This window comes from Mesorhizobium sp. WSM4906, from assembly GCF_029674625.1.
Classification (GTDB): domain Bacteria; phylum Pseudomonadota; class Alphaproteobacteria; order Rhizobiales; family Rhizobiaceae; genus Mesorhizobium.
The window spans coordinates 242,074-268,045 of sequence record NZ_CP121355.1; the positions used below are offsets into that span (position 1 = coordinate 242,074).

Here is a 25,972-nt window from a genome sequence, read left to right on the forward strand (position 1 = left end):
CGGCATGGCCAAGGCAGCCAAGATACAGGAAGCCGGCTCGGAAGACGCGATCCGCGCCTACAAGACGATCCTGTCGCAGGTCATCGACCAGCGGCCTTCCGGCATGCGCCAGCGGCTTGCCGATGCGCTCGGCAAGCACCGCAGCTTCGTTACGCAGATCTCGAGCCCGGCTTATTCGATCCCCATTCCGTCGAAGCATTTGCCGGCTATCTTCACCGTCTGCCATTTCAGCCCGGCCGAGCGCGACCAGTTTCTGGTCGCCTATCACCAGGCGCATCCCGGCAAGATGCCGGCAGCCTCGGGCCCGCGCAAGACACGCCACGTCTCGCTCATCGTGCCGGATTTCGGCGACGACAGGCAGAATGCCGCGCTCGACAGGGCGATCAACGAATTCATCCAGAAGATCACCAGCATCGCCGGCAAGGGCAGCGGCTGACAAAGCAATCTCAGGAAGAGTGCGTGGCGGTTTTCCTGGAATTGCGCATATCGGATCCAAGGCTATTCGGGAGGACGGCCATGAAGAAGTTTCTCAATTCGGTGGACACGGTGCTCACCGAAAGCCTGGACGGCTTCGTCGCCGCGCATTCGGACATTCTCGTGCTCGGCGACGAGCACAAATTCGTCCGCCGCAGAGAACTGAAACCGGGCAAGGTGGCGCTGATCTCCGGCGGCGGCTCCGGCCATGAGCCGCTGCATGGCGGGCTGGTCGGCCACGGCATGCTGGACGCCGCCTGCCCCGGCCAGGTCTTCACCTCGCCGACGCCGGACCAGATGCTAGCGGCCGTGCAGGCGGTCGACACCGGCGCCGGCTGCCTGTTCATCGTCAAGAACTACGAAGGCGACGTTATGAACTTCGACATGGCCGCCGAAATGTCGGAAGGCGTGCTGCAGGTAGTGACCAATGACGACGTCGCGGTCGAGAATTCGTCCTACACTACCGGACGGCGCGGCGTCGCCGGCACGCTGGTGGTGGAGAAGATCGTCGGCGCCGCGGCCGAGCAAGGCATGGCGCTGCCAGCGCTCAAGGCACTGGGCGATCGCGTCAATGGCGCGACGCGCTCGATGGGCGTGGCGCTCACCAGTTGCACGGTGCCTGCGGCGGGCAAGCCGACCTTCGAGATCGGCGACAACGAAATGGAATTCGGCGTCGGCATCCATGGCGAGCCCGGCAGGCGGCGCGATGCGCTGAAGAGCGCCGACGCCATCGCCGAGGAGGTTTGCGCGGCGATCGTCGGCGACCTGGGCGACCGCGCCAAGCGACCGGCGCTGCTGTTCGTCAACGGCTTCGGCGCCACACCGTCGATGGAGCTTTACCTGATGTACAACAGCGCGCGCAAAATCTTCGAGAAGAGCGGCGTGACGGTGGTCCGCTCGCTGGTCGGCTCCTATGTCACCTCGCTCGACATGGCTGGATGCTCGATCACGGCGACGATGCTCGACCAGGAAATGACGGCGCTGTGGGACGCGCCGGTGCGCACGGCGGCGCTGCGCTGGGGGATGTAGCCTCACTGGCTTGCCCCACGCTTTTCTGCGACCATGTTCGGGTAATTTGCACGCCATTCGCGAACATTGCCCGGTTGATGCTGCCACCGCTTTCGCCTGCCGAGGAAAAACTGCTGCTCGACTTTGCCGACCCCGAAGCGCTGGCCGACGGGGACCGGATCGTCTCGGCAACCGGCCTCATGGCGCTGCTCGCCAATGCCGAATTCCACGGCATCCTGCCGATCATGCTGCGCAAGCTTCGGGAAATCGGCGACGCCAAGCTACCGGCAGATACGGCCTTGCGGCAGAAGCTCTCCGAATTGCGCGACCAGGCGACGCTTGCGACCGGGCAGTCGATGCTGCTGCAATATCACGGCGACCGGATCATGAAGGCCTTGGCGGCGAAAGGCATTCCGGCCCGCATCGTCAAAGGTCCGGTCTTCGCGCGCAAGCTCTACCGCCATGCCGCCGACCGGCCGTTCACTGACATAGACATCCTCGTCGACCCCGCCAGCATCGCAGAAGCCAATAGTGTGATCGCCGGCTGCGGCTTCGAGCTTGCCAGCGGCGAGGCCGAGTCGCACGAGCTGCAGGAGTTCAAGTGGCTGGAGAAGGAGAACTCCAGCCTGCTGATCGAGCTGCACGGCAACCTGGTGCATAACACCGGCATGCGGCGGCGGCTGTCTCTCGGCTTTCGTGAGCTGCAGGTCATCGATGGAAGCGAGGCCGACACGCCGGCGGCGCTGCTCACCATCGCCATCGTTCACGCCGCCGGTGGCCACAAATTCCATCGGCTGCAGCTTTGCATCGACGTGCTGCAGGGCGTGCGCGCGCTGCAATCGCTGGACGCGGAAGCGCGGCTGCTCGACGCCGCGCGCATGACCGGCATCGAGCTCGAGCTGGCGACGGTGCTGAACGTGACCGGGCGCCTGTTCGACGAGCCACGCGCGATCGCGCTTGCCAACCGCATCAAGCCCGATCTCGCGATACGGCTCGCCAAATGGCTGATCACTGGCAACATGCTGCTCAGGGTCAATTCGCGGGACAAGATGCGCTCGCGCCTCAGCCGCGATGCCTTCCGCTGGATCCAGCGGCTGGCCCGAGCGAGACGCTACGCTGCGTGAGCGCCCGTGGAAAACTCTACTCCTCCAGCGTCGCGCGGATCAGCGCAGCTGCATCCGCCGGCCTCGCGCCGACTTCCAGGGTGAAGGTCGGGACTGCCTTGACCAGTGCCGAGATCGACGCCATGCGCCGTTTCTGCATCGGCAAGAGGCCGGTCAAGCCGGTCCTGACATTGTCGGTGGCAAGCGCAACCATCGCGTCGGTCCTGGCCAAGGGCATAAGCCGGGTCTGGCCATCGGCCGAGCGCGCCAGATGCAGGAGCGCCGCGACAGGCCTGGCGCGAACATCCTCGATGCGGATGATTTCGCCCAGCCGCTCCAGCGAGACGGCCTGCTCGCCCTCGGCGTCCCATGTCTCGCCCAGGCAGGCCGAGAGAAACGGCAGCATCGCCGCGGTGTTGCGGTGTATTTTCACCTTGCGCGGCATGCCCCAGGCCGTGGTGCCGCCTGGCGCCGCGCTGAGGATCATCACATCGTCCGAGCAAAGGCCGAAGCCCCGCGATGCCAGCGCCATTGATGTCGTCGACTTGCCGATGCCGCTCGGCGCATGGATCAGCACCAGCGCCTCGCGGCCGGGCAGGGTCAGGCCGGCGGTGTGGAGCATGTGCTGGCCGCCGGCGTCGAGAGCGGCATCCAGCACCATCATCAGCAGCGTCCATTTGACCTTGCTGTCGGGATGGACGCGGATATCGGCCCAGCCCTCATCGGCATGGATCGAGGCTGTCTGGAGGCCGGGAAAGACCAGATAAACGACGTCGCCGGCGTCGATGATCCGGCAATGGCCGTCCGGCGGCGCTTCGCCGTCGAAGGCGAGCTTTCCTTCCGGGTTTTCGGGCAGTGCCGACGTTTCGACGATGTTGATGCGAAAGCCGGGTTCGACCGTTTCGTTGACGCGCAAGCTGCCGAGCATCAGGTCGAAGCTCGGCCAGAGATCGGCGCGCTCCGCCGATATGCCGATGACCTGGCCGTTGAGGTCATAACAGACTGTGGTCGCGGCACCGGTCAAGCGGCACGCACCTTCACGCCGCCGGGATGGCGATAGATCTCGACCATGTCGGGAAGGCTGTCGCTGACCACCGGCTTGCCGTCGAGGCATACCCAGCAATGCGCCGACAGGCGCGGCGCATGCATAGACTTAGAATCGACGCCGAAGCGCAGCTCGGGATCGAAACCGGCCATGCGCAGGAAACGGAAGCCGAGCAGCCCTTCTCGCAGGCATCTGCGGTCGCGCATCAGCCAGGGATGCCGGACCGCGCGGTTGACGCGGGTGACGATATAGGCGGAAGGCAGGCCGCGATAGGGCGTGGGCGCGTCGAGCGGCGCCCATTTCAACACCGCCTCGAAGTCGCGCCGGCCGACCAGCACCGGTATCAGCCGGGCGCTGAGCCACAGATGGACCTGGAACAGCGCACGCAGGATTGGTCCGTCAGCCATCACGCGCCCGTAGCGGCCAGGATGCCTTCCGCCACCAGCTCGGCGGCGAGTGCCGCCATGTCCTGGTCGAGCATCACCTTGTCGACTTCGAATTCGTCCGACAAGAGATCGACGATCTGGTCGAGGCTGCGCACGCCGTCGACCTTGTCGAGAAAGGCCTCGGTGGTGCCGTTGCAGGTGTAGAGCTGGCCGCTGCGTGCCAGAAGCACGACCGCGCCGTCGCCGACATGCTGCACGGAAGCGTCGTCCGCCATCCGCAGGACCGTTTCAGAGGCGATTTCGACCATGCGCCTATCCAGACAATTGCCGGAGAAGGATTTACCGCCGCCTCCCGGCGCTGTCCATCGCCTGACGACGACTGCTGCGCAGGGCGCGCCGGCCATCTTCAGGCAATGACCGATACATCGAGCCGCCCTCGCAGTGCCCGCTGCCCCGTCGGTCGATACCCGCCAGGGTTGCCAACTTTCCCTTAAGTAAGCTAAGAGTCCGCTGGGGCTCTCGGGGAGTGGACAGTATGCGTTACAACTGGGATCGAGCTCCGACGGCATTCGAGCGCCATCGGAAGGCATTGGCGGCCGCGATATTGATCGCCGGCGGCGTGGGACTGATGCTTGCGGCCTTGCCGCTTTAAGCCGAATTCACTCCCTGACAGGCATACGCGCTCCGACCAGAGCGCCGCCGGATCCGTTTGCCGGCAACGTCGACCAAGATGCAGGAAGACATGGCCGGCAAAAGCGGCCTAAGGCGCATCGCGATCTTTCAGATCGCTTAGCGCGCTTTAGGTTTTGATTTTACGCATGTCTTTTGTCCCGAAACCCGTTCCCACTTTCGCGAGACATGCTTTAGGCTACTGCCGGACGACGAATGTCCTGGGAGGAAAAGTCGATGGCGTCACGCTACCACGAGGTCTATGAGGGCTGGAAACGCGACCCCGTAGGGTTCTGGGCCGAGGCGGCCAAGGCGATCGACTGGTATTCGCCGGCAAAGAGCGTCTTCGATCCGACGGCCGGCGTCTATGGCCACTGGTTCGTCGGCGCCACCTGCAACACCTGCTTCAATGCCATCGACCGCCATGTGGCGGGCGGGCGTGCCGACCAGCTGGCGCTGATCCACGACAGCGCGATTACGGGCACGATCCGGAAATTCACCTATGCGGAACTGAAGCGCGAAGTGGTCGCGCTTGCGTCGGTGCTCAAGAACCGCGGCATCGGCAAGGGTGATCGCATCATCATCTACATGCCGATGGTCGCGGAGGCGGCCATTGCCATGCTCGCCTGTTCCCGCATCGGCGCCGTGCATTCAGTGGTGTTCGGCGGCTTCGCCTCGCATGAGCTCGCCACCCGCATCGACGACGCCAAGCCGAAGCTGATCATCTCCGCATCCTGCGGCCTGGAGCCCGGACGGGTCGTCGCCTACAAGCCGCTGCTCGACAAGGCGATCGAGATGTCGAAGCACAAGCCCGACGCCTGCCTGATCCTGCAACGCGAACAATTGCGCTGCGAGATGAAGGAAAATTATGACTTCGACTATGCCGACGCGGTTGCCCGCGAGCGGGCGGCCGGCGCCAATGTCGACTGTGTGCCCGTGCTCGCAACCGACCCGCTTTACATCATCTACACCTCCGGCACGACCGGCCAGCCGAAAGGCATCGTGCGCGACAATGGCGGCCACATGGTCGCCCTGAAATGGACCATGGACAACGAATTCGGCGTCAAACCGGGCGAAGTGTTCTGGGCGGCCTCCGACGTCGGCTGGGTGGTCGGCCATTCCTACATCGTCTACGGGCCGCTTCTGCACGGCTGCACCAGCGTGCTGTTCGAGGGCAAGCCGATCGGCACGCCGGACGCCGGCACCTATTGGCGGGTAATCTCGGAGCACGGCGTGGTGGCGCTCTTCACCGCGCCGACGGCCTTCCGCGCCATCAAGGGTCAGGATCCCCAAGGGGAGTTCGTGCCGAAATACGACCTGTCGAAGTTCCGCACCCTGTTCCTCGCCGGCGAGCGCGCCGACCCCGAGACCATCAAATGGGCGGAGCAGAAGCTCGACCGTCCGGTGATCGACCATTGGTGGCAGACCGAGACCGGCTCGCCGATGACCATCAACCCGGCCGGTTTGGGGCTTTTGCCGGTGAAATACGGCTCGCCCGGCGTGCCTATGCCCGGCTACGACATCCGCGTGCTCGACGATGCCGGCCATGAGGTGCCGCGCGGCACGCTCGGCAATGTCGTGGTCAAGCTGCCGCTGCCGGCCGGATGCCTGCCGACGCTCTGGAATGCCGATGCCCGCTTCCGTCAGGCCTATCTCGAGGAGTTCCCGGGCTTCTACAAGACGGCCGATGCGGGCATGGTCGACGAGGACGGCTATCTCTATGTCATGGCGCGCACCGACGACATCATCAATGTCGCCGGCCACCGTCTCTCGACGGGAGCCATGGAGGAGGTGCTGGCCGCGCATCCCGATGTCGCCGAATGCGCCGTCATCGGCATCGCCGACGCGATGAAGGGCCAGGTGCCGCTCGGCTTCGTCGTGCTCAATGCCGGGGTGTCGCGCGACACCGGCGCGATCGAGAGCGAGGTGGTGGGACTGGTGCGCGAGCGGATCGGTCCGGTCGCCGCCTTCAAGACGGTGGTGACGATCAAGCGGCTGCCGAAGACGCGCTCCGGCAAGATCCTGCGCGGCACGATGCAGAAGATCGCCGACAAGGAGGAATGGACGATGCCGGCGACCATCGACGATCCCGCCATCCTCGACGAGATCACCGTGGCGCTCAAGGGACGCGGCATCGGTATCTAGCGCCGTCGCGGTGTTGGGGAGCGGATCGCAGCATCAGGCGCTTCCACGAATTCGTCCCGCACTGCAATCGCCTGTTGTGCAATGCAGCAACAGACCCTAAAGTTCATTTGGGGGGCCATTCCCAAGGCAAGGCATGGCTCAGCACAAGACGACTTTCGGCGGCGTCGACATATTGCGTTTCCTGGCCGCCGTCATGGTGATGTTCTATCACTACGGCTTCTGGGTATGGGCGTTTCCCGGCGGCGTGTCGGCACGCTCGACCGGTGGCATCCCGCCCCATCCCGAGATGGCCTTTGTCGGCTCCGGCTGGGTCGGCATTCAGGTGTTCTTCGTCATCAGCGGCTTCGTGATCGCCTTCAGCGCCGAGAACTCGACGCCGCTCAAGTTCTTCGAAGCGCGCGTCAGACGGTTGGCGCCGGCGGTCTGGGTCTGTGCGCCGATCTCGGCCATCGTGCTGCTCATGGTCGGCCTTTCCTGGCCGACGGACGCCGTGGTGCGGCTTGCCCGCACGGCGCTTTTCGTGCCTTTCGAGCCATGGGTGGACAGCGTCTACTGGACGCTCGGGATCGAGATCGCCTTCTACGCCATCGTCTGGATACTGCTGCGGCTTGGCCGCTTCGACCTCATGGAAGCCGTCGCCGTCGTCATTGGCGTCGTCAGCACGCTGTTCTGGTGCCTCTATTTCGCCTTCGGCTGGACCGACCTGGCGGAGACGCGCTGGCTGCAGCTCACCCTGGTGCACCACGGCGCGTTCTTCGCCGTCGGCGTGCTCATCTGGCTGATGCGCTTCAAGGCGGTGACGGTGCCGCGGCTCTGCTTCTCAGCCTTGTTCCTGGCTGGCGGCGTGCTGCAGATCATCAGCTCGGTCGACGTGCACAGCATCAAGGTGGAAGCCACGATGCCTTACGCGCCGCCGGTCATCGTCTTCCTCGCAGCGGTTGCGCTGATGGCATGGTCGCTGAGGCTCGATTTGTCCTGGCGCGGCTGGCGCCGCATCGGGCTGATGACCTATCCGCTCTATCTCATCCACGATGTCGTCGGCGCGGCGATGCTAGGCGTCCTGGTCCGAGTCGGCGTGCCCTACCTAGTCTCGATCCCGATCGTCGGCGCTGCCATGATCGCCGCAAGCTGGCTGGTGGCGGCCGAGGCCGAGCCGCGCATCCGCCTGCTGCTCGACCACACGCTCTTCCGCTATCGGCTGAAAGCCGCCTAATGCATGTCGCCCAAAAGTGCGCAGCGGTTTTGGGAAACGACATGCATCAAAACAAGAACTTAAAGCGCGTCGCCTGAGTCCGTCTCAACGCGACGCGCTTTAAGCAAAGCACGGTTGCGGTGTGGAATTGTTTGCATCCGACATGATATCGAGGCTTGGTCCACGCTCTGTGGCATGACCCTTAATTTGAGTACCGAGCCGCAATCCGTGAGCCTGTTCCAGCGATCTAGACGACCCCGACCCTTACCGCGCGAGCGGCTGGTGATGGATATGCGCGACACGGTGGTCTACGCGATCGGCGACGTGCATGGCTGCCACGACGAGCTGCGCGCGCTGGAGCAGAAGATTCTGCTCGACGCGCTGCAATTCCGCGGCCGCAAGATCATCATCATGCTCGGCGACTACATCGACCGCGGACCGCAGTCGCGACGCGTGATCGAGCACCTCATGGCGCCGCCGCCAAAAGGCTTCCTGCGCGTGTGCCTCGCTGGAAACCACGAGGTGGCGATGCTCAACTATCTCGACGGCTACCTGTCGCGGGACCCATGGCTCGCGGTCGGGGGGCGGGAGACCCTCTATTCCTACGGTATCGACCCGGCCCATCTCGCCAATCTCTACGCCTCAGGCGAAGAGGTCGACGAACGCATCCGCGAGACGATTCCCGCCAGTCATGTCGCCTTCCTGCGCACGCTGCCGGTGATGGTCTGCTCGGAGCAGTTCGTGTTCGTGCATGCCGGCATCCGGCCCGGGATCGCGCTCGAGGAGCAGGACGAGGCCGACCTGCTCAACATTCGATCCGACTTCCTCGCGGCGGCGCATCACCTCGACCGCTGGGTCGTGCACGGACATACGATCGTGGACGTTCCAACGCTCGAGGGTCGCCGGCTCGGCATCGACACCGGCGCTTTCCAGAGCGGCCGGCTGACCGCCCTCAGGATCGTCGGCAAATATGGACGGCTGCTGTCGTCCAGGGATTGAGAGTTGTTCCGACCGCTCTGAGCATTAACTCCGGAAGGAGAAACGCTCGACGCCGCCTTCATGACGCAAGCACAGTTCGCTCTCAGGTCGGCGCAAGCTCGGCATCTGCGGCGTCGCCAAAGGACAGCAGGTCGCCTTGCCACTTGCTGCGCCTGAGGAACTGTTCCCAAGTCACGGCATCCGGATCGATTCTCCGACTCCAGGTCAGATCGCGCTCAGGGGCGTAGTAGCCATATTCGACGGCGTATTCGACCATGCCCACCAACTCGCGCACGAGATGCTCATTACCGGCGAAGCTCGGAAAATGGCGCAACAAGTCTTCACGCGAAAAGGCAGAGGCATAGCGGGCGCGTTTTCCGGTGACCCGCACAAACGTGTCCACCATTTGCTGCGCCGAGATAAACTCGCCGATCACAGGCAGGACTTCGCCAGCGTATCGCGCCGGGTGGTCAAAGATCTCGCGCACCGCCGGGCCGGCCGCAGTGAGCGGATCACAGAACGGCATGGGGATGTCCGGCGGCAGGTATATGGCGAACGTTATGCCGTCCTCTCCACCCTGCGGCACGTAGTATTCCAAAAAATTGGTGTAGTAAAACGCCAGATACACAAACGAGCTGCGGACGGGCAAGCCGCGAATGTAATCCTCTACCTTTGCCTTGTCAGTGAAATGCGGCGCCCACTTGGTGCCGCCGGTGATGGCTTCGACATTTTCGAGTCCGCTGAACACCACCTGCTCGACGCCGGCGGCCACCGCCGCGTCGGCCAACGCCTTGCCGAGGTCGAGTTCGGGTTCCGCCGGCGGCACCTTGACGATGGGCGGCGTCATCAAGAACGCCCCAGCCGAGCCTTTCATCGCTTCGGCGAGCTCGGCCCGCCTGCCGAGTTCAAGAGGCGCCACCACGACTTCGGCACCCTTCTTCGCCAGGGCCTGCGCGGGCTGGCTGTCGAGGCGTCGCGTCAAGGCACGTACTCTATAGCGCCCGCTGTCGAGCAAGGAATTGGCGACGCTACGGCCCTGCTTGCTCGAGGCGCCAACAACGGTGATCAGAGGTTTGGAAGTATCGGCTTGGCTCATGCTGGTTATCCTGGTTGAGAGGCGGAACCGCTTCGTCCCCGTCCTTCTTCCTCGGGCGTGCCGCGTGTCGGCCTTGTCGCGGAGTCTCGGCTGGCGCGAGCTATATTGGAAATCATGAAAATGTTCGGCTACTATCCATGCCGTGGATACCAAGCGCCTTGACCTCAATTTGTTGGTTACCTTGGAGACGCTGCTGGTCGAGCGGAACGTCACGAAGGCGGCTGCCCGGCTGCACCTGAGCCAGCCAGCGGTGAGCGCCCAGCTAAACCGCCTCCGGCGTGAGTTCGATGACCCGCTGCTGATTCCTGCCCAGCGAGGCATGACGCCGACGGTCAAAGCGATGGAGTTGCTCGATCCGTTGCGCCAAGCCCTTGATCAAGTTCGCGCAACGGTCGCCTCGCATAGGAACTTCGATCCGGCGAAGGCCAACCTGACCTTCGCAATCGCTTGCACGGACTATCTGCAAGCGGCCGTGGTCAAGCCGCTCGTTGTGGAACTCAGGACGCGGGCGCCCGGTGTTCGCGTCGCGATCCGCAATCTGGACGTGCCGCAGCTGGAGGCGCAGATGGCGCGCGGCGATGTGGATCTGGCGCTGATGACGCCGCAGGCGGCCCCGCCAAGCCTTCGCACCCGCCATTTGTTCGATGAGCGCTATGTGCTCATCGGCCGCCGGAAGCATCCGCGGCTGCGGAAAGGAATCACGGTCGCTGAATTTGCCATGCTGGAGCAAGTGATCGTATCTCTGGAGGGGGGCAGCTTCGTGACACCGTTGGACAGCGCCCTGGCCGCTCTCGGACACAAGCGCAACGTGGTGCTTTCCGCGGCTTCGTTCCTGTTTGTCCCCGAGATCGTGTCGCACTCGGACTTCGTGGCACTGGTCCCGGAACGGCTGGTGCGCGATTCCGCGGACCAGCTTGAAGTGATGGACTGTCCGTTCCCCGTTGAAGGCTTTGCAGTGGGAATGGTGTGGCATGAGCGCAATCACGGACACAGCGGCCAGCGCTGGATCCGTGAAACTGTCGTCTCCCTTGTCGCGCGACAATCATCGTCCCAAGCGCGCGATAGTCACAGCTAGGTCGGTTCAGCGTTTCACGGAATCGCCGAACCGCTCTAACCATTTGTTTTTACGCATTCCGGACGGAAAACCGTTACACACTTTTCCTGGAATTGCTCTAAATCAGGCGGCCTGCTTGGAGCGAGACTCCGACTTCTCCAGATAGTAGCTCGAATAGCGGTCGAAGAACTTTTCCGAAGCGCCGAGCGAGCCGTATTTCGCAAGCTTCTTCAGCTCGACCTTGTTGAGCACCGCGCCGACGATCTTGTCGGCGATATAAGGCTCCTGCTCCAGCATCGAGCGTATCATGGCGCGTGGCGTGCGGCCCCATTCGGTGACGAGCACGAAACCGTCGACCAGCGGCGCGAAGGCCTTGGCGTCGACCACCGGCCCAAGCGGCGGCAGGTCGACGATGATGTATTCGAATGTCTCCTTGGCGTTCTCGATGAAGCGCCGCATCCCGGCCGAGCCCAGAAGCTCGCTGGTGTGCGAGAACTGGCCGCGCAGCACCGCGGGTATGATCGCCAGCTTGGTCTGGCGGTCGACCTTGCCGACCGACTGCCAGGTCTGCCCGTTGACCACCGCTTCCATCAGCCCGTGCTCGGTCTCCATGCCGAGGCTGCGGCTGAGGCCGGGATTGCGCAGGTCGCCGTCGATCAGCAACGTCTTGGCGCCGTTGGCGGCGAGCAGGCCTGCAAGGTTTGCCGCGACCGTCGACTTGCCTTCGCCGGGCAGGACCGAGATGACGCCGATCACCCGGCTGTCCTTGTCTTCCATCACCACATCGAACGCGATCTTGGCGTTGCGGAGCGTCTCGGCGAACATCGAGGCCGGTGCGTCGAGGCTCACCCGCATGCGCGCCCTTTTCTCCGCCGCCGACAGGCTGGTGACCTTGCCGTCGGCCGGCAAGTCGTCCGGCTTCGCCTCCTTGGCCCTGCCGCCGCCGATCGTCGGCAGATAGCCGAGGAACTTAAGACCGACGCGGTCGCGAACGTCCTCGCCGGTGCGGAAGAAGCGCTCGTTGAATTCGTTCAGGCCTCCGAAGCCGGCGCCGAGCATGAGGCCAAGCACCAGCGAAAGCGCCAGCACCCTGATGGTGCGCGGGCTGGACGCTGCCAGCGGCATGTTCGCGTCCGAGATGATGCGCACCTTGCCGACCGGGAAGGATTGCTGCTGCGAGGCTTCCTGGTAGCGGCTGAGGAAGGTCTGGTAGAGTGTGGAGAGCGCCTGCGCCTGCTGGTCGAGTTCCCTCAGCCTCACCTGCGACTCGTTGTCGGCCGAGCTCTGGCCGGCAGCGGTGGTGATCTTCTGCCTAAGCTCGGCCTCGCGCGCCTGCGCGACTTGGAAGTCGTTGCGGTAGCTTTCGGTGATCTGCTTCAACTGCCCGAAGATCTGCGCCGACACATCGGCCTTTTCCCTGGCGAGCGCCACCGCCTGCGGGTGGTCCTTGCCGAAGTTCGCCTCGACATCCTGCAGCCGCTTGGAGACGGCGAGATAGCGGGTCTTGAGGCCGATGATGACCGAGCTGCTCGGCTGATCGGATGCAATCGCGGAATCGTTGAAGGCATTCTCGGAACCGCTTTCGACGATCGCCTTGTACTGCTGGTAGCGGGCGCTGGCCCGCGCCGTATCGGCCTGTGCGATGATGAGCTGGGCGTTGAGATCGGACAGCTGCTTGCCGCTGATCAACTGGCCGTCGCTGTTTGCGGACAGCCCGTGCTCGGCCCTGAATTTCTCCACCTCCATGGCGGCCTGCTGCGAGCTTTGGCGAAGCTCGGTCAGCCTGCCCTGCAGCCAGACCGCCGCGCGCTCGGTGGCGTCGAAGCTGGCGTTGAGCTGATCGGCGAGATAGGCCTCGGCATAAGCCTTGGTGATGGCCGTGGCGAGAGCCGGATTGGTCGACTGATAGCCCAGGGTAATGACGTTGCTGCGGCCGACGCGATCGGCCATCAACTCGGTCTGCAGCTTGAGGACCGCATAGTCGTGACGCGCGGCGGTGATCATTGCCTGGCGTGTCGCTTCGTCGACGTTCTGGATTCCTGGAATGTCATCCGTGCCGGAGCCGCCGCGAAAATAGGCAACCGCGCCGCGCAGGAAACCGATGCCCCGCGCAAGGGCCGATTGCGGCGGATACATGAACTCGTCGTTCTGGTCGAGCTTCAGCTTGTCGACAACCACCGATGCCAGCCGCGCCGAGTTGAGAATTTCTATCTGGCTGAGGATGGTCGCGTCCGTCTGCTGCGTGACGTTGGCCGCAGAAATGTCGTCCACGACCTTGTTCAGGCCCTCGTCGATCAAAACGCTCGAGACCGACGTGTATTGCTTGGGCGTGGTCTGCAGGTAGATCACACCCAGGAACAGGCCGATGACGGCGCAGACCGCCACCACCTTGGCCTGCCGGGCCGCCATGCCAAGCAGACGCTCGACGTCGATGAAGTCTTCACCCTTTTCCGCTTCGGTACTGGGCAATGGCATCCTCTTGTCGAGAGGAAAGTTGGCATAATTCATCTTCGGTCCAATTCCAGGTTGCAGGCGCTACTGGCCTTCGAAGAGTGGCGTCGTTACCAGAAAAGACCACGCAACATCCGTGCCACGGGGCGCCTGGCCAGGAAAGCCAGGCGCTTGCGCGGCTGTCGCGCCATCGCGATTGCGCATATGCACCCAAAATTTGGGCATTATGCGGCTACTTCCCGGCGCTCGTGCGACCGGACGAATTGCTGCAGCATTTCGAAGACCGGTCCTTTCATGTCGTCGCGCGCCAGGGCAAAGGCGATGGTGGCCTCGATGAAACCTTCCTTGGAGCCGCAGTCGAACATGCGGCCGTTGAAGGGCTGGGCATAGAAGGGCTGGCTCTCCGCCAGGCGGACCATGGCGTCGGTGAGCTGGATCTCGTTGCCGGCGCCGCGCTGCTGGGTGCCGAGCAAGGCGAAGATCTCCGGCTGCAGGATATAGCGGCCGTTGATGTAGAAGTTCGACGGCGCGTTGGCGGGAGCCGGCTTCTCGACCATGGCGGTCACCTCGAAGCCGGAGGCTACCTCGGCGCCGCGGCCGACGATGCCGTATTTGCCGGTTTCCGAAGGATCGCAGCGCTCCACCGCGATGACGTTGCCGCCGGTCCGCTGATAGAGGTCGACGGTTTCGGCGAGGCAACCCGGCGCGCCGAAGGACACCATGTCGGGAAGCAGCAGGGCGAAGGGCTCGTTGCCGATCACGTCGCGCGCGCACCATACGGCATGGCCAAGGCCATGCGGCGACTGCTGGCGGATGAAGGAGGTGGCGCCGGCCACCGGCAGCAGGCTTTCCAGCGACTGGAGCTGCGCCTTCTTGCCGGTCTGCTCGAGGGTTCCGATCAGTTCAGGATGCAGGTCGAAATAGTCTTCGATGACCGCCTTGTTGCGGCCGGTGACGAAGACGATGTGCTCGATACCGGCCTCGAACGCCTCGTCCACGGCATATTGCACGACAGGCTTGTCGACGACGGGCAGCATTTCCTTCGGCATCGACTTGGTCGCCGGCAGGAACCGCGTTCCGAGCCCCGCCACCGGTATCACTGCCTTCCTGACTTTCTGCATCGCTTATTCCTTCTGAGGAGATCGATTTCAACCTATCGCTGGCTATGAAAATGCATTCCATCCGCCCGCATGCTTCACCTCCCCGTCCCCACGGCAAACTGTGCCGCAACCTTTCTGAGCCGGACCGCGATCGGCATCGACATATGCCTGACCGCGGCCGGATCGCTGAGCGCCGTGCGTATCGCCTTGAGCGGCGCACGCGCCTTGATGTGCTGAACCAGTGACAGGAACGAGGCCGCCTTGCGCAGGCTGCGGCCGCGCCTCGCGAAGGCCGTTCTGGCGGGCTCGTCCATGAAATGTGCGGCGGCGAAGGCGGCATCTGCCTCGGCCATCGCCTCGACATGATGCAATTCGAGCACCCGCGAGATCGAACCGGTGCGGATGTGATAGACATAGCCCGTGGTCGGCTCGACCACGCAGCGGCCGCCCTTGGCCAGCGCGCTCGCCAAAAGAATGTAGTCTTCGCCGATGCGCAGCTTCTCGTCGTAGCGAAGCTGGTTTTCGTCCAGGAATCGACGCTGGAAGATCGGCTTCAGATAACCGAGGTTGAAGCGCGATTCGAAGACCACGTTGCCGGCGATGTAACCGGCCAGCGAGATTTCACCGAGCTCTTCGAGATACCCGGTCGGGAACATGATGTCGTCGGGCGTGCCGTCCTCGCGCACGACCTGGACATTGTCGACCACGATCTCGGCGCCTGCCTTTTCCGCCCGCGCGATCATCGCCGCCAGCCGGCCGGGCAGAACGGCATCGTCGGAATCGAGCACGGCCACCCAGCGTCCGCGGGCGAGATCGAGCCCGGCATTCCTGGCGCCGCCGGGACCCCGGTTGGCGGGAAGCGCGACCACCTTGACGATGTCTTCGGGATAGGCGCGCGCGACATCGAGCGTGCGGTCGCTCGACCGGTCGTCGACGACGATGATTTCGATCGCGACGTCGCGCTGCGCGATCGCGCTGGCGATTGCCCGATCGAGGGTCGCCTCGGCGTTGTAGGCGGCGATGACGAAGCTGACGTCAGGCTGCACGCTTGTCCCCTTCCTGCGGGTTCAGGCCGTACTGGCGGATTTCGCGGACGCCGACCAAACCGCTGACGACGCCGACATGCATAATGCCGCGCAGCATGCTGCGGTTCCGTCGCACCGGGCTGACCGCGGTCAAAAGCGCCACGCCGAAGCAGTAGGCCGCCTTGGCCGAAGCGAGACCGACCTGACCGACGCGGCGCACGCCGCCGGTGTCGCGTCCGATGAGGTGGCCATGCGTTTGTCCGAAGCGGAAGCGGCGGCGGCGCAGCCAGTCGAAAGCCGCCCTCGAGCGCGGCACCACCTCGTCGACAAAGGCCCGCGGGGCAAAGGCGATGCGTCCACCGGACTTGACCATATGATCGAAGAATTCGGTGTCCTCGCCCCCGGTCTGGCCGCGCGCCAGGCTGAAGCGCCGGTTGCGCAGGCTCTCCTCAGTCACCCTGAGCAGGACGTTGCAGGTATAGCCGGTGCGGATCTCGCCGCGCACCCAGACGGGCAACGTCGAGTGGAAGTCGCCCTTGCGCATCCAGTCCGGCGCATCCAAGCGATATGTCGCGCGAACCGGACCGAGCACGGCCGTCGCGCCGGTCGCCTCCGCGGTCGCGACAAGCTCGACGAGCCAGTCCGGCGAAGCCGTCTCGTCGTCGTCGATGAAGGCGACGAGATCCGATACGCTGGCATCGAGGCAGGCATTGCGGGCGATCGAGATGTTGCGGGCCGGCGCGTGGCGATAGCGGATCGGCAGCTTCAGCTCCTGCGCCAAGGCCTTCACCTGCGGCCGCGCCGTCGGCTCGTCGTCATTGTCGGCCACGACTATGCCGATCTCGAAGCCGGCAGGCTTCTCCAGCGCGGCGATGGAGCGCAGCGTGTCGGCAAGCTCCGGCCGGCGGAAGGTGCAGATGCAGATGTCGATCGAGCGGCCGGCCATCATGCCGCCTCGCGCTGCGATCGGGGCGTGAGAAGCTGCAGCCAGAAGCCGACGGACCAGCCGAAATGCATGACCATCGCCGAAACGCCGGCCAGCGCCATGCCCGGGTTGCGCTGGCGAATGGTCGTCACCGCGCCGTAGCCGAGGCACACGATCGCCCAAAGCAGGAAAGGCACGGCCGCAAGCCAGGAGACGAAGGAGAAAAGCGCCAAAAGAACGACCGGCGCGACCAGCAGCGGGATCATCTGCCGCAGCTTCGGCACCATGCGATGCTTCAGCACGTTCTTCGCGCGGCCGCGGCCATAGCCGAGATATTGGAAATAGAGGCTCTTCAGCGTGGCGCGCGGGTAATAGATCATATGCGTCTCGCCGCTCATCCAGATGCGGTAGCCGGCCTGGCGCAGCCGATAGTCGAGCTCGGCGTCCTCGTTGTGGCTGAAACTCTCGTCATAGCCGCCGACCGCCCTGAAGGCGCTGATGCGCATCAGCGCATGGTGGCCGTGGTCGACCCATTCGCCGGCCGACATGTGGCGGTGCTTCGAACCGCCGGTGCCGAGCTTGGAATTCTGCGCCGCGGCGACGGCCTTCTGCACCGCGCCGGTACCGCTGGTCAGCATCGAGACGACGACCGAATCGGCGCCGGTAGCAAGCGCCTCCTCGATCAGCCTGTCGCAATAGTCGGCGGGATAGCCGCCATGCGCATCGATGCGGATGACGTAGCCGGCGTCGTCGCCGAACGTCGCCACAGCCAGGTTGACGGCCGCGCTCTGGATGCGCTTCGGATTGGCGAGCAGCACGACCCGCGGATCCTCGGCGGTGATCTTTTCGACGATGGCCTGCGTGCCGTCGGTGCTGCCGCCATCGGCGACGACGATGCGCGCGCCGAGTCTTGCCGCAGCCTGACGCAACTGCCCGAGCAGCACGCCGATATGGGCGGCCTCGTTGAGGCACGGAATGACGATGAGGCTCGATGCCGTTGTCCGCATCATCGGCTTTTTTCCATTCTCAGCCATCCTATGCCAGCACCTCGGTCGCGAAGCTCCCGCGAACGGCGGTCAGGCCACGCAGCTTGTCGACGAAAGCCAGGCAATCGCTGCGGTCGTAGCTCCAGGTCCGCGGATTGCGGGCGAGCACCCGCGACTTCAGCTTGCCGAAGCGCTCCCAGCTCATCCGGCCGAGCGCGGTGTCGAGCCCTTCGGGCGTGGCTTCCGCCAGAAGCACGCCGATGTCCTGCCCTTTGAGGAACCGGCCGGTTTCGGTGCCCGCCATCGAAATCGGCACGGCGCCGAAACGGCAGCCTTCGTAGAGCCGGTTGGGAAGCAGCCATTCGGAATTCTGGCCCTGCTCGAAGAAATCGATCGCCCAGGAGAAGTGCACCTCCCGGTAGATCGCCGCCATGTCCTCCGGATTGCGATAGGGACCGCGAAAGGAAAGCCAGGGCTCGGCTTCGACGAAGGCGTGAAAATCCGGGAATTCGGACAACGCCGGACGGCCTCTCAGCACCACTTCGAAGCGTCCGTTCTGCCGGCGGGTGAACTCGGCCAGGATATCCAGGGAGCGGCGACAGCGAAGCGCGCCGAACCAGCCGATGCGCCAGGGCGGCGCCGCCGAGCCGTCCTTCCCAAGCACATCGTCCACTGGCGGATCGTCGGCCGGCGCCGGCATGGTGTCGAAATATTTGTTCTCGATCAGCTCGACCGGTGCGGCGATTTGCCCGAACGGCTGGAAATAGTTGGCGATGAAGGCGGGAGAGCTGGTCACCAAAAGCTTCACATCGCGGGCGAGATGGCGTTCGACCCCGCGCAGCGTCTTGCCGACAAGGTCGTTGCGCAACACCAGCCGATGGATGTCCAGGCATTCGTAGACGATCGGCACAGCGGCGCCGAAAACCCGGTTGGCGCGGCGGGCAAGCGCCAGCATTTCGAGGTTGCGCGCGATGATCAGGTCGGGTCGCGCCACGGCGCCAAGCTTGGCGCCAATCGACACGGCAGCCTTGGCCACCGCGCCGATGCGCTGCGCGAATCGGCCATCGCGCGTCGGGCCGAGGTCGACCGGCTCGATACCTTCGATCTCGACGATCGGACTGGGGGTTCGGCGGAAACCCGCCAGGGTTATCCTGGCACCACCTGCCCTGAGCATTTTGACCCTCCGGCGCACCGCCGGATCGGATACGTCATGCACAAGGTACAAGACATGCAGCATGAAACTCGACCGCAGTTGGGCCCGCCACCCAAGAGGATGCTAGTACAGCTTTTGCTGCATCGCAACATTTTTGGTGCAGCGTAGCAAAAAGGCGCAGCTCTTTTCGCGTCGCACAAATTTCCGGCAGATCAGCCCGCACCGTCGCAAAGCGGCACGACGCACGCGCGTCAGCGAGCGGCTCAAGGCGCAACTGGCGACCAGATTCTCGAACCCGAAACGATGCATGTTCAGGATATGCTAAATTATATGTTGCACTGCAATACAAAATGGTTTTTAAATTGTAACCGTAAGTAGGGCTTCAGAACTTGGCTTGGGGATTGCCGCCTGCATTTGATTTGCAGTGCGGAAGCGTAGAGTTGGGCTGACTCTGCGTTGCTGAAGCACTTTGCGAAGACTCCCCCAGCCGCCGGTTTGCACGGGTGGGGTTGTGGGATGAGTGAGTCTCTTCGCATTGCCGTTTACGACGACAAATATCCGACAAGCTTCGTTACACCGCGTTCTTCGAGACATACGATCTTGCGCAAGCGGTTCCTGCCGCTGAACTTCGTGTCGTCGAAACTGGAAGGCGTCACGCTGATCGAGCCCGATCGGTCCGTCGCCCTCGTACATGCGTTCAACCGGATACCGCTCAATTCCTCCAGATTTATCATCTCCTTCGAATCGCACCTGCCGCGCCAGTTCGCCCTGCGCAAGAAGGGTGCAATGGCGAAATATATGCGGTCGCGGATCGCCAGCCCCAGTTGCCGCCGGATCATCGCCCTGTCGCATTTTGCCCGCAGATGTTTTCTGGACCAACACGCCGACAACCCACATGTCGGCGTGCTGACGGACAAGCTTATGGTGCGCCATCCCAACGTCATCGTTCCCGCCGTCGAGGATGCGATGGCGGACAACGACGCGGAAGAACTCGTGCTGACGTTCGTCGGCGCCCATTTCGGCCGCAAGGGCGGATGCGTGGCGGTCAAGATCGCCGAAAAGGCGATCGAGCGAAACCTTCCCATCCGGGTGAACGTCATCTCGAGCCTACAGGTCGGCGGTCCCATTTGGACCGACCCGACAAGTCCGGGATTCTTCGACCGCTATATCAGGCTGCTCGCTCTGAAAAATGTCCACCACCATGGCGTGCTGCCCAATCATGCAGTGCGGCAATTGCTGCGCAATTCGCATTTCGGCATTCTTGCCACCTTCGGCGACACGTTCGGCTATTCGGCGCTGGAATCGATGTCAGAACACACGCCGGTCCTTGGAACGAGAGTTTGTGCCCTGCCGGAATTCCTCGAGGACGGCGTCAATGGGATTTCATTGCCGGTGAAGCTGAACGATGTCGGCGATTGGTGGAATCCGGGATATGATTCTCGCGGCGACGCGGCTTACGCACGGTATTTCGGCGACGAGGTAGAACGCCTTGCAACCGAAGCCGTCGAGCGGCTGATGCCATATATCGGGCAGCCGAAGCTGATGGCGCCGCTCCGCCGCCAGGCCCGCGGAACGGCCGAGGTCATGTTCGGTTCGAAGCCGGCGGGCGAATTTCTCGATGGGCTTTATGGCCGCGTGGCGCTGGAGCGAACCACGGATCCGGCACGGCTTGATCCAGCGCTCGACATTTCCTCGCCTCAATCCCTGCCGACTGATTTCGGCCTCCAGGACACGGACCCAAACCGGACCGCTTCGGCAGCTTGAATTTCAACAGGCGTCCAAAAGCAGATCGCGCGTAAAGCCGCACCACGGCGCAATCGTCCTTGCCGAAGGCTCACGGTGTCAGATGTCTGCCGCCGGTCGGGCGAATTGGCTAAAATTTGCTGCATTGCAACAATTTTGATGCGGCGTCGCAAAAATTGCCATATCTTTGCTGCACTGCTTGACGCTGGGGTGGGGCATTTCGGTGCTCGGCGACGGTCAGGTTCACGGACCCGAACTGCACAAAAGTCAGGAATCCTCGATTTGGAAGGCAATGCATTCGATCCGCCACAGGGCTCTCTTCGCAAATCGGTCGGACGCGGCGCCGTCGTAACTGCCGTGGCGCAAGGCGTGCGCGTGGCGACGCAGATAGTTTCCGTCATCGTGCTGTCCCGCCTGCTGTCGCCGCAGGATTTCGGCGTCATCGCCATGTCAGCGCCAGTACTGGCCTTCATCGCGCTGTTCCAGGACTTTGGCCTCACCCAGGCGACGATCCAGAAGACCGGTATCCGGCATGAGGAGGTCAACTACCTCTTCTGGATCAACACCGCGGTGAGCGCGATCCTGGCCTGCGTGCTTGCGGCAGCGGCGCCGCTCGTCGCGGCCTTCTACGGTGAGCCTCGCGTCAGCGGCCTCGTCGCGGCGTTCGGCCTGCAGATCATGGCCTACGGGCTGGGCGCCCAGCACCTGGCGCTGCTGACGCGCCGCATGCAGTTCACGCGGCTGGCCGTCATCGATGTCATCAGCGCGGTCATTGGCCTTGTCGTGTCGATCGCCTGGACCTTCATCGACCGCTCCTACTGGGCGCTTTTCGCCGGCACGCTGACCGGCGCCATGCTGCCGACGCTTTGCTACTGGGGCTCCTCGCGCTGGCGTCCCGGGTTGCCGCGCAAGGTCGAGGGGATCGGCCAGTTGATCCATTTCGGCGCCGGCGTCACCGGGTTCAACTTCGCCAATTTCTTCGCCCGCAACCTCGACAATGTGCTGATCGGCAAATACTGGGGCGAGGCGCAGCTTGGCCTCTACGATCGCGCCTACAAGCTTTTGCTCTTCCCGCTCAGCCAGATCACCAATCCGCTGTCGAAGGTGATGGTGCCGGCGCTCTCGCGGCTGAAGGACGAGCCGGACCGCTACCGAAGCGCCTATCTGCGTGTGATGCCGCTGATCCTGCTTGTGGCGCTGCCCGGGGTCGCCTTTGCCACCGCGATGTCCGACACGCTCATTCCCTTCGTGCTCGGCGAGCAGTGGCGACAAAGTGCTTCGATCTTCCTGGCGTTGGGCTTCGCCGGGCTGCTGCAGCCGCTCAACAATCCCGCGGGTTGGCTGTTCGTCAGCCAGGGCCGCTCCGGCGATTTCATGCGCTGGGGCGTCGTCACGGCCGTGACCTCGGTGATGGCCTTCGCCGTAGGCCTGCCCTACGGCGCGCTCGGCGTCGCCATCGCCTATGCGATCAGCGAATATCTGAGAACGCCCTTCCTGTGGCTCTACATTGGCAAGACCGGACCGCTGCGCGCCAGCCATGTGCTTCACGCGGCAGCGCCTTTCGTGATCGGCGGGCATGTGGCGCTGGCCCTGGTCTGGCTCGTCAAGCCGATGTTGCCGATCCAACCCATTGTCGCGCTGGTATGCGGGACGGCGCTTTCCTATGCCGTCACTATCCTCATCGCGCTCGCTTTCGGTGCCGGCCGCGAAGCGCTCCGCGAGGCCTTGAAGTTGGTCCCCGCCCGAGGTTTTTCCCCGGCGCCCAGCGAGGCGAAATGACCTTGTTCGGCGACAGCGCCGACCACGATTCTGTCGTCGGCTGAAAGCCGGCAAACTGCTGATTGAGGGTAAGGCTACGATGAATTACCGATCGATTTCGGACATGAACGACGCGATCCTGCGCAACCTGCACCGGCTGCCGCGCGACATCGACTTGGTGGTCGGCGTGCCGAGAAGCGGCATACTCGCCGCGACGCTGGTCAGCCTGACGGCGAACATCCCGATGACCGATCTCGACAGCTTCCTCTCCGGCAAGGTCTACACGTCGGGTGTCACCAAACGCCGTGCAGCGCTCGACCGGCAGCATTCCGAGATGCGCAAGATCCTGGTGATCGACGACAGCGTCAGCGGCGGCAACGCCATGCGCGACGCGCGCGGCAAGATCGCGGCCGCCGGCATCCAGGGCGATTTCGTCTTCGCCGCCGTGTTCGGCCTGCTGCCGCAGCACAAGGAAACCGACATCGTCTTCGAGGTCGTGCCGCATCCCCGGATGTTCCAGTGGAACTTCATGCACCACATTTTCCTCGAGCAGTGCTGCGTCGACATAGACGGCGTGCTCTGCCTCGATCCGACCGAGGAAGAAAACGACGATGGACCCGCTTACGAGAAATTCCTCACCGAGGCGCGGCCGCTGCTCGGGCCGACGCGCAAGATCGGCTGGCTGGTCACGAGCCGCCTGGAAAAATACCGCAAGCTGACCGAGGCGTGGCTTGCCAGGCATGAGATCAAATACGATCACCTGATCATGCTCGACCTGCCGAGCAAAGCCGAGCGACAGCGCCTCGGCGCGCATGGCAGCTTCAAGGCCGAGTTCTACCGCAAGTCGGAGGCCATCCTGTTCATCGAAAGCGAGCACGAACAGGCGCTCAAGATCGCCAAACTGTCGGGCAAGCCGGTGCTGTGCGTCGAAACCAACATAGTAAGCTTTCCCGACGCCCTCTCGCTGCCGGCGCTGGAGCAGGCCGCCCGCAACCTCCCAGCACGTCTCAGGCAGGTCAATTCGCATGGGGGGCGCAAGGCAGCCGCCAAGAAAATGGCACAGTTGCTGCTTGGCAAACGCGGTTATGAGACGCTCAAGAGCCGGATCAAGCGACCAGCATGAACCACAGAAGCACACCCTGCATCCATTTGAAGATCAAAAGCTCAGTCCAATCGAAATGAACGACCCTCGATGAGCTACCGAATATCGGAGCTGTTGCCGGAGATCAGCCTATGGACCTCACACGCAGAGAATTGCTGACATCCCTTCTCGCTCCTGCGGCAATGCCGCTGGTTGCCGGACGCGCCATGGCGCAAACCGCCGATCAAGGCGCAAAGCCTACCCTCGCCCCGCTTCCGGATTGGTCGAAAGTCAAGCTCCAGCTCTGGAAATACGACAATCCGTTCGTTCCCTCGCAATGGAGCGAGCCCAAGCTCGGCGGCTATGACTGGAAGGCCGCAAACGTCAAGATCGTTGACGGGGCGCTTCAGCTGACCGTCAGCGAAAAGGCCTCCGCGCAAGTTATCGCGGGCGGCAAATCGGAGTCGGCGTCGGCGCGTTGGGAAGTGGATGTGACGCTGCCGACAATGAGGCCCGGGCTTGTCGCGGCTCCGCTGTGGACATTCAACGACAAGGCTCACGAAGAAATCGATTTCGAAATCGTCGGCACGAAAGGACTGCAACTCACCGTCTGGGCGAACGTCAACAATCAGCACAAGAGCGTGTGGGTCAAATGGGTCCAGCTTGGCGATCTCTCGGGCAAGCGGTACCGGCTCGGCATAGAATATGAAGCCGGCAAACGGGTGTCCTTCCTCATCGATGGAGACGAGGCCGCCGTCGTGACGCCTGCCGATACGGCTGGCGGTGCGTTTCCGGACAAGCCGATGCGGCCTTATTTCGATCTGTGGGTCGCTGCCGGCGACGTGATGGACCCGCGCTGGGCCGGCAAATGGGAACCGATGGCGCCCGCCGACAAGCTGGTCATGACCATGCACGGCTACAGGCGCACCGACCTCGGTGCGTGAAGGCCGGCGGCCGCAAGCCGGGGGTTTGATCGGCGTACTGCCGTTGACGGATGCGACAGCTTGGCTATGCCGCGCGGCGGGAACGTTGCTGCGCCGCCTTGTCGAGTAGTGAGAAGAAGATAGCGAACTGACGTTCCGGGTCGAGTTCCGCTCGCTCGGAGAAGGTGCGAGCCGCGGTCGAAAGCCGTTCATACTCCTGTTTGTCGTTCCACAGCCGCCTCACAGCCTCGACCCAGTCCGTGAGCGGCGCATCATAATCCAGTACCACGCCGCCGGAACCGATCGCCTCCGGCAGGCCGCCGCGCCGCGAGCCGACGACCGGGATGCCGCTGCAATGGGCTTCCGAAGCGACGCGGCCCCAGGCCTCTTCCCATTTGCTCGGCGCAAGCAGGATCCTGGTTCGGCCGTAAACCGTCTTCATGTCGTTCGTGCGGCTCTCCAGCTTGATGTTGGAATAGGGCGCGATAGCCTGTTCGACACGGGCGCGATGGTCTTCGTCTAGCTTCCAACTCTCAACGAACAGGAACGGGATTTCCGGAGAGGCAGCCGCAATCTTCACCGCAAGATCGAAGCCTTTCTCTTCATAGGGGTTGATGAAGGTGACGAACTCGCCGGTCGTCGGCGTGCTGTAGAGGGCGGGACTGATCGTCGGCGGCAGGACCGCCGAATCGATGCCGAACTCCCGCTTGTAGGTGCGCGCCGTGAATTCGGAATTGGCAATGTAGTGCGCGGAATTCAGCTCACGAAGGTCGCCGCCCAATTCGTGGAACTCCACATTCCTCAGATAGACGACCAGCGGCACACCCTCGGCCTGCAGCGCCTTGCCGAGCGGAACCGACTTGTGGCACTGCACCACCGCGACGTCCGGCTTCATCTTCTCAACGGCAAACCGGGCGGCTTCCCAGGGAAACCAGGCACGCACCACCGGGTAGCCGGGAAAGTTGTCGATGACGGCTGGCTGCCGCAGCAGTTTCATCTTGGCGCGCGCCCTGAAGCCGAAGAAGCCGTCTCCGAACAAGGCCGCGAGCACCGATGCCTCATGTCCGTGCTCGATCAACTGCTCTGCCAGGTGATGCGTGCTCGACTGGACGCCGCCGCTGAATTCGGGCGTGTATCCGTTGCCGCCTGCGAAAATCACTTTCATGGGCTCGGCTCCTTGTCACGTTTGTTTGGCCCGACGGCGTGTTGCCCGCCCCGCGACTTCAGGCACTTTGCTGCTCGAGATTGGCGAAGGGATTGGTGCATGGATGCCAACCGGTGAAGCGGATCGGGTCGGCGGGCGAGCTGCGCCAGGCATAGTCGGTCAGCATGTGGAACTCGGCGATGACCCAGCGTTCGAAATTCCTGACATCCTGCTGCTTCTGCCCGGGCAGGAATTCGCGCGCCTTGTCGAGCCTCACCGTCTCCAAAAGCGTCACCGCATCCGCCAGCTTGTCGCTCGGGAACACCCACGGATTGCGGTTGCGGAATTCGAGCACGAACTGCTGCAGATGCTCGATGCGCATGTTGAGCGACCCGAAGTATCTTTCGAGCGTGACGCGGACCAGATCCTCATCCGAGAAGGACGATACCGCGGCAGCGGCGATGCCCGTTGAGGCGATGCCGCCGGCAACAACGGCCAGCGCGGTGCGTCGCGTGATCTTCATCGGCCCCTCC

23 protein-coding genes are annotated in these 25,972 nt (G+C 63.6%); 11 read left to right on the forward strand and 12 right to left on the reverse strand.

The features are described 5' to 3' along the window. The first annotated feature begins 4 nt into the window (after positions 1 to 4). The 3 genes from QAZ22_RS01125 to QAZ22_RS01135 all read left to right on the forward strand — a co-directional run bounded on the left by QAZ22_RS01125 (position 5) and on the right by QAZ22_RS01135 (position 2,606). Positions 5 to 436, forward strand: coding sequence for a hypothetical protein (locus tag QAZ22_RS01125; RefSeq protein WP_278205125.1), 432 nt, complete (start codon positions 5 to 7; stop codon positions 434 to 436). Positions 437 to 516: 80 nt separating this feature from the next. Beyond that, on the forward strand, positions 517 to 1,503 hold the full coding sequence (dhaK, locus tag QAZ22_RS01130) for a dihydroxyacetone kinase subunit DhaK (RefSeq protein ID WP_278205127.1): 987 nt from the start codon (positions 517 to 519) through the stop codon (positions 1,501 to 1,503). Positions 1,504 to 1,580: 77 nt separating this feature from the next. Beyond that, the gene (locus QAZ22_RS01135; RefSeq protein WP_278205128.1) at positions 1,581 to 2,606 is read left to right on the forward strand and encodes a nucleotidyltransferase family protein; all 1,026 of its coding nucleotides are present in this window, start codon (positions 1,581 to 1,583) and stop codon (positions 2,604 to 2,606) included. 16 nt (positions 2,607 to 2,622) lie between these two features. Here QAZ22_RS01135 and QAZ22_RS01140 read toward each other — a convergent pair whose 3' ends face one another. From QAZ22_RS01140 to QAZ22_RS01150, 3 genes are read right to left on the reverse strand one after another with little or no spacing between them, the layout of a single operon-like run. Continuing rightward, positions 2,623 to 3,609, reverse strand: a complete 987-nt coding sequence (locus QAZ22_RS01140; protein ID WP_278205129.1) for a serine kinase — start codon at positions 3,607 to 3,609, stop codon at positions 2,623 to 2,625. Then, positions 3,606 to 4,037 carry a lasso peptide biosynthesis B2 protein gene (locus QAZ22_RS01145; RefSeq protein WP_278205130.1) on the reverse strand — a complete coding sequence of 144 codons (432 nt, stop codon included), beginning with the start codon at positions 4,035 to 4,037 and terminating at the stop codon, positions 3,606 to 3,608. The genes QAZ22_RS01140 and QAZ22_RS01145 overlap by 4 nt, the downstream gene beginning before the upstream one ends. Then, positions 4,037 to 4,324 (reverse strand): PqqD family peptide modification chaperone, encoded by a 288-nt coding sequence (locus QAZ22_RS01150; RefSeq protein ID WP_278205131.1) that lies wholly within the window; start codon positions 4,322 to 4,324, stop codon positions 4,037 to 4,039. Before QAZ22_RS01150 ends, QAZ22_RS01145 begins: the two co-directional genes overlap by 1 nt. Positions 4,325 to 4,922: 598 nt before the next feature. Here QAZ22_RS01150 and QAZ22_RS01155 point away from each other — a divergent pair. The 3 genes from QAZ22_RS01155 (at position 4,923) to QAZ22_RS01165 (ending at position 9,021) form a co-directional block, all read left to right on the forward strand. After that, positions 4,923 to 6,830, forward strand: a complete 1,908-nt coding sequence (locus QAZ22_RS01155) for a propionyl-CoA synthetase (RefSeq protein WP_278205132.1) — start codon at positions 4,923 to 4,925, stop codon at positions 6,828 to 6,830. A 133-nt stretch (positions 6,831 to 6,963) separates the two neighbouring features. Continuing rightward, the gene (locus QAZ22_RS01160; protein WP_278205133.1) at positions 6,964 to 8,043 is read left to right on the forward strand and encodes an acyltransferase; all 1,080 of its coding nucleotides are present in this window, start codon (positions 6,964 to 6,966) and stop codon (positions 8,041 to 8,043) included. Between the two features lie 264 nt (positions 8,044 to 8,307). Beyond that, on the forward strand, positions 8,308 to 9,021 hold the full coding sequence (locus tag QAZ22_RS01165; RefSeq protein WP_278205134.1) for a metallophosphoesterase family protein: 714 nt from the start codon (positions 8,308 to 8,310) through the stop codon (positions 9,019 to 9,021). 82 nt (positions 9,022 to 9,103) lie between these two features. On the opposite strand, the gene QAZ22_RS01170 is transcribed toward QAZ22_RS01165, so the two are convergent. Next, positions 9,104 to 10,096: an NmrA/HSCARG family protein gene (locus QAZ22_RS01170; RefSeq protein WP_278205135.1), complete on the reverse strand. Its 993-nt coding sequence runs from the start codon at positions 10,094 to 10,096 to the stop codon at positions 9,104 to 9,106. Positions 10,097 to 10,238: 142 nt separating this feature from the next. On the opposite strand from QAZ22_RS01170, the gene QAZ22_RS01175 reads away from it, so the two are divergent. Next, a complete protein-coding gene (locus QAZ22_RS01175; protein ID WP_278205136.1) occupies positions 10,239 to 11,171 on the forward strand; it encodes a LysR family transcriptional regulator in 933 nt (310 codons plus the stop codon). Positions 11,172 to 11,273: 102 nt separating this feature from the next. On the opposite strand, the gene QAZ22_RS01180 is transcribed toward QAZ22_RS01175, so the two are convergent. The 6 genes from QAZ22_RS01180 to QAZ22_RS01205 all read right to left on the reverse strand — a co-directional run bounded on the left by QAZ22_RS01180 (position 11,274) and on the right by QAZ22_RS01205 (position 18,874). Next, the gene (locus QAZ22_RS01180) at positions 11,274 to 13,658 is read right to left on the reverse strand and encodes a polysaccharide biosynthesis tyrosine autokinase (RefSeq protein ID WP_278205137.1); all 2,385 of its coding nucleotides are present in this window, start codon (positions 13,656 to 13,658) and stop codon (positions 11,274 to 11,276) included. Between the two features lie 167 nt (positions 13,659 to 13,825). Next, entirely contained in the window at positions 13,826 to 14,722 is an 897-nt protein-coding gene (galU, locus tag QAZ22_RS01185) for a UTP--glucose-1-phosphate uridylyltransferase GalU (RefSeq protein ID WP_127857925.1), read from the reverse strand. 74 nt (positions 14,723 to 14,796) lie between these two features. Beyond that, positions 14,797 to 15,747, reverse strand: coding sequence for a glycosyltransferase family 2 protein (locus tag QAZ22_RS01190; protein WP_278205140.1), 951 nt, complete (start codon positions 15,745 to 15,747; stop codon positions 14,797 to 14,799). After that, complete coding sequence (locus tag QAZ22_RS01195; protein ID WP_278205142.1) at positions 15,737 to 16,675, reverse strand: glycosyltransferase; 939 nt, start codon at positions 16,673 to 16,675, stop codon at positions 15,737 to 15,739. The genes QAZ22_RS01190 and QAZ22_RS01195 overlap by 11 nt, the downstream gene beginning before the upstream one ends. Beyond that, positions 16,672 to 17,658 carry a glycosyltransferase family 2 protein gene (locus tag QAZ22_RS01200; protein ID WP_278207759.1) on the reverse strand — a complete coding sequence of 329 codons (987 nt, stop codon included), beginning with the start codon at positions 17,656 to 17,658 and terminating at the stop codon, positions 16,672 to 16,674. The genes QAZ22_RS01195 and QAZ22_RS01200 overlap by 4 nt, the downstream gene beginning before the upstream one ends. Before the next feature lie 28 nt (positions 17,659 to 17,686). After that, positions 17,687 to 18,874, reverse strand: coding sequence for a glycosyl transferase family 1 (locus tag QAZ22_RS01205; RefSeq protein ID WP_278205144.1), 1,188 nt, complete (start codon positions 18,872 to 18,874; stop codon positions 17,687 to 17,689). 372 nt (positions 18,875 to 19,246) lie between these two features. On the opposite strand from QAZ22_RS01205, the gene QAZ22_RS01210 reads away from it, so the two are divergent. From QAZ22_RS01210 to QAZ22_RS01225, 4 genes are all read left to right on the forward strand, one after another. Then, entirely contained in the window at positions 19,247 to 20,554 is a 1,308-nt protein-coding gene (locus QAZ22_RS01210; protein ID WP_278205146.1) for a glycosyltransferase family 4 protein, read from the forward strand. 261 nt (positions 20,555 to 20,815) lie between these two features. After that, on the forward strand, positions 20,816 to 22,312 hold the full coding sequence (locus QAZ22_RS01215; RefSeq protein ID WP_278205148.1) for a lipopolysaccharide biosynthesis protein: 1,497 nt from the start codon (positions 20,816 to 20,818) through the stop codon (positions 22,310 to 22,312). Between the two features lie 79 nt (positions 22,313 to 22,391). Beyond that, positions 22,392 to 23,414: a phosphoribosyltransferase gene (locus tag QAZ22_RS01220; protein WP_278205149.1), complete on the forward strand. Its 1,023-nt coding sequence runs from the start codon at positions 22,392 to 22,394 to the stop codon at positions 23,412 to 23,414. A gap of 110 nt (positions 23,415 to 23,524) precedes the next feature. After that, complete coding sequence (locus QAZ22_RS01225) at positions 23,525 to 24,316, forward strand: family 16 glycosylhydrolase (RefSeq protein ID WP_278205150.1); 792 nt, start codon at positions 23,525 to 23,527, stop codon at positions 24,314 to 24,316. 64 nt (positions 24,317 to 24,380) lie between these two features. Here the strand turns inward: QAZ22_RS01225 and QAZ22_RS01230 are convergent, their stop codons facing one another. After that, the gene (locus tag QAZ22_RS01230; protein ID WP_278205151.1) at positions 24,381 to 25,460 is read right to left on the reverse strand and encodes a glycosyltransferase; all 1,080 of its coding nucleotides are present in this window, start codon (positions 25,458 to 25,460) and stop codon (positions 24,381 to 24,383) included. Between the two features lie 58 nt (positions 25,461 to 25,518). Beyond that, positions 25,519 to 25,962 carry a hypothetical protein gene (locus tag QAZ22_RS01235; protein WP_278205152.1) on the reverse strand — a complete coding sequence of 148 codons (444 nt, stop codon included), beginning with the start codon at positions 25,960 to 25,962 and terminating at the stop codon, positions 25,519 to 25,521. Positions 25,963 to 25,972: the final 10 nt, after the last annotated feature.

Bases quoted from the DNA above. Each gene is read 5' to 3' on its own strand.
- QAZ22_RS01125 (WP_278205125.1), top strand. From the start codon at position 5: ATGGCCAAGGCAGCCAAGATACAGGAAGCCGGCTCGGAAGACGCGATC.
- dhaK (WP_278205127.1), top strand. From the start codon at position 517: ATGAAGAAGTTTCTCAATTCGGTGGACACGGTGCTCACCGAAAGCCTG.
- QAZ22_RS01135 (WP_278205128.1), top strand. From the start codon at position 1,581: ATGCTGCCACCGCTTTCGCCTGCCGAGGAAAAACTGCTGCTCGACTTT.
- QAZ22_RS01145 (WP_278205130.1), bottom strand. From the start codon at position 4,037: ATGGCTGACGGACCAATCCTGCGTGCGCTGTTCCAGGTCCATCTGTGG.
- QAZ22_RS01150 (WP_278205131.1), bottom strand. From the start codon at position 4,324: ATGGTCGAAATCGCCTCTGAAACGGTCCTGCGGATGGCGGACGACGCT.
- QAZ22_RS01155 (WP_278205132.1), top strand. From the start codon at position 4,923: ATGGCGTCACGCTACCACGAGGTCTATGAGGGCTGGAAACGCGACCCC.
- QAZ22_RS01160 (WP_278205133.1), top strand. From the start codon at position 6,964: ATGGCTCAGCACAAGACGACTTTCGGCGGCGTCGACATATTGCGTTTC.
- QAZ22_RS01165 (WP_278205134.1), top strand. From the start codon at position 8,308: ATGGATATGCGCGACACGGTGGTCTACGCGATCGGCGACGTGCATGGC.
- QAZ22_RS01170 (WP_278205135.1), bottom strand. From the start codon at position 10,096: ATGAGCCAAGCCGATACTTCCAAACCTCTGATCACCGTTGTTGGCGCC.
- QAZ22_RS01180 (WP_278205137.1), bottom strand. From the start codon at position 13,658: ATGAATTATGCCAACTTTCCTCTCGACAAGAGGATGCCATTGCCCAGT.
- galU (WP_127857925.1), bottom strand. From the start codon at position 14,722: ATGCAGAAAGTCAGGAAGGCAGTGATACCGGTGGCGGGGCTCGGAACG.
- QAZ22_RS01195 (WP_278205142.1), bottom strand. From the start codon at position 16,675: ATGATGGCCGGCCGCTCGATCGACATCTGCATCTGCACCTTCCGCCGG.
- QAZ22_RS01200 (WP_278207759.1), bottom strand. From the start codon at position 17,658: ATGCGGACAACGGCATCGAGCCTCATCGTCATTCCGTGCCTCAACGAG.
- QAZ22_RS01205 (WP_278205144.1), bottom strand. From the start codon at position 18,874: ATGCTGCATGTCTTGTACCTTGTGCATGACGTATCCGATCCGGCGGTG.
- QAZ22_RS01220 (WP_278205149.1), top strand. From the start codon at position 22,392: ATGAATTACCGATCGATTTCGGACATGAACGACGCGATCCTGCGCAAC.
- QAZ22_RS01225 (WP_278205150.1), top strand. From the start codon at position 23,525: ATGGACCTCACACGCAGAGAATTGCTGACATCCCTTCTCGCTCCTGCG.
- QAZ22_RS01230 (WP_278205151.1), bottom strand. From the start codon at position 25,460: ATGAAAGTGATTTTCGCAGGCGGCAACGGATACACGCCCGAATTCAGC.
- QAZ22_RS01235 (WP_278205152.1), bottom strand. From the start codon at position 25,962: ATGAAGATCACGCGACGCACCGCGCTGGCCGTTGTTGCCGGCGGCATC.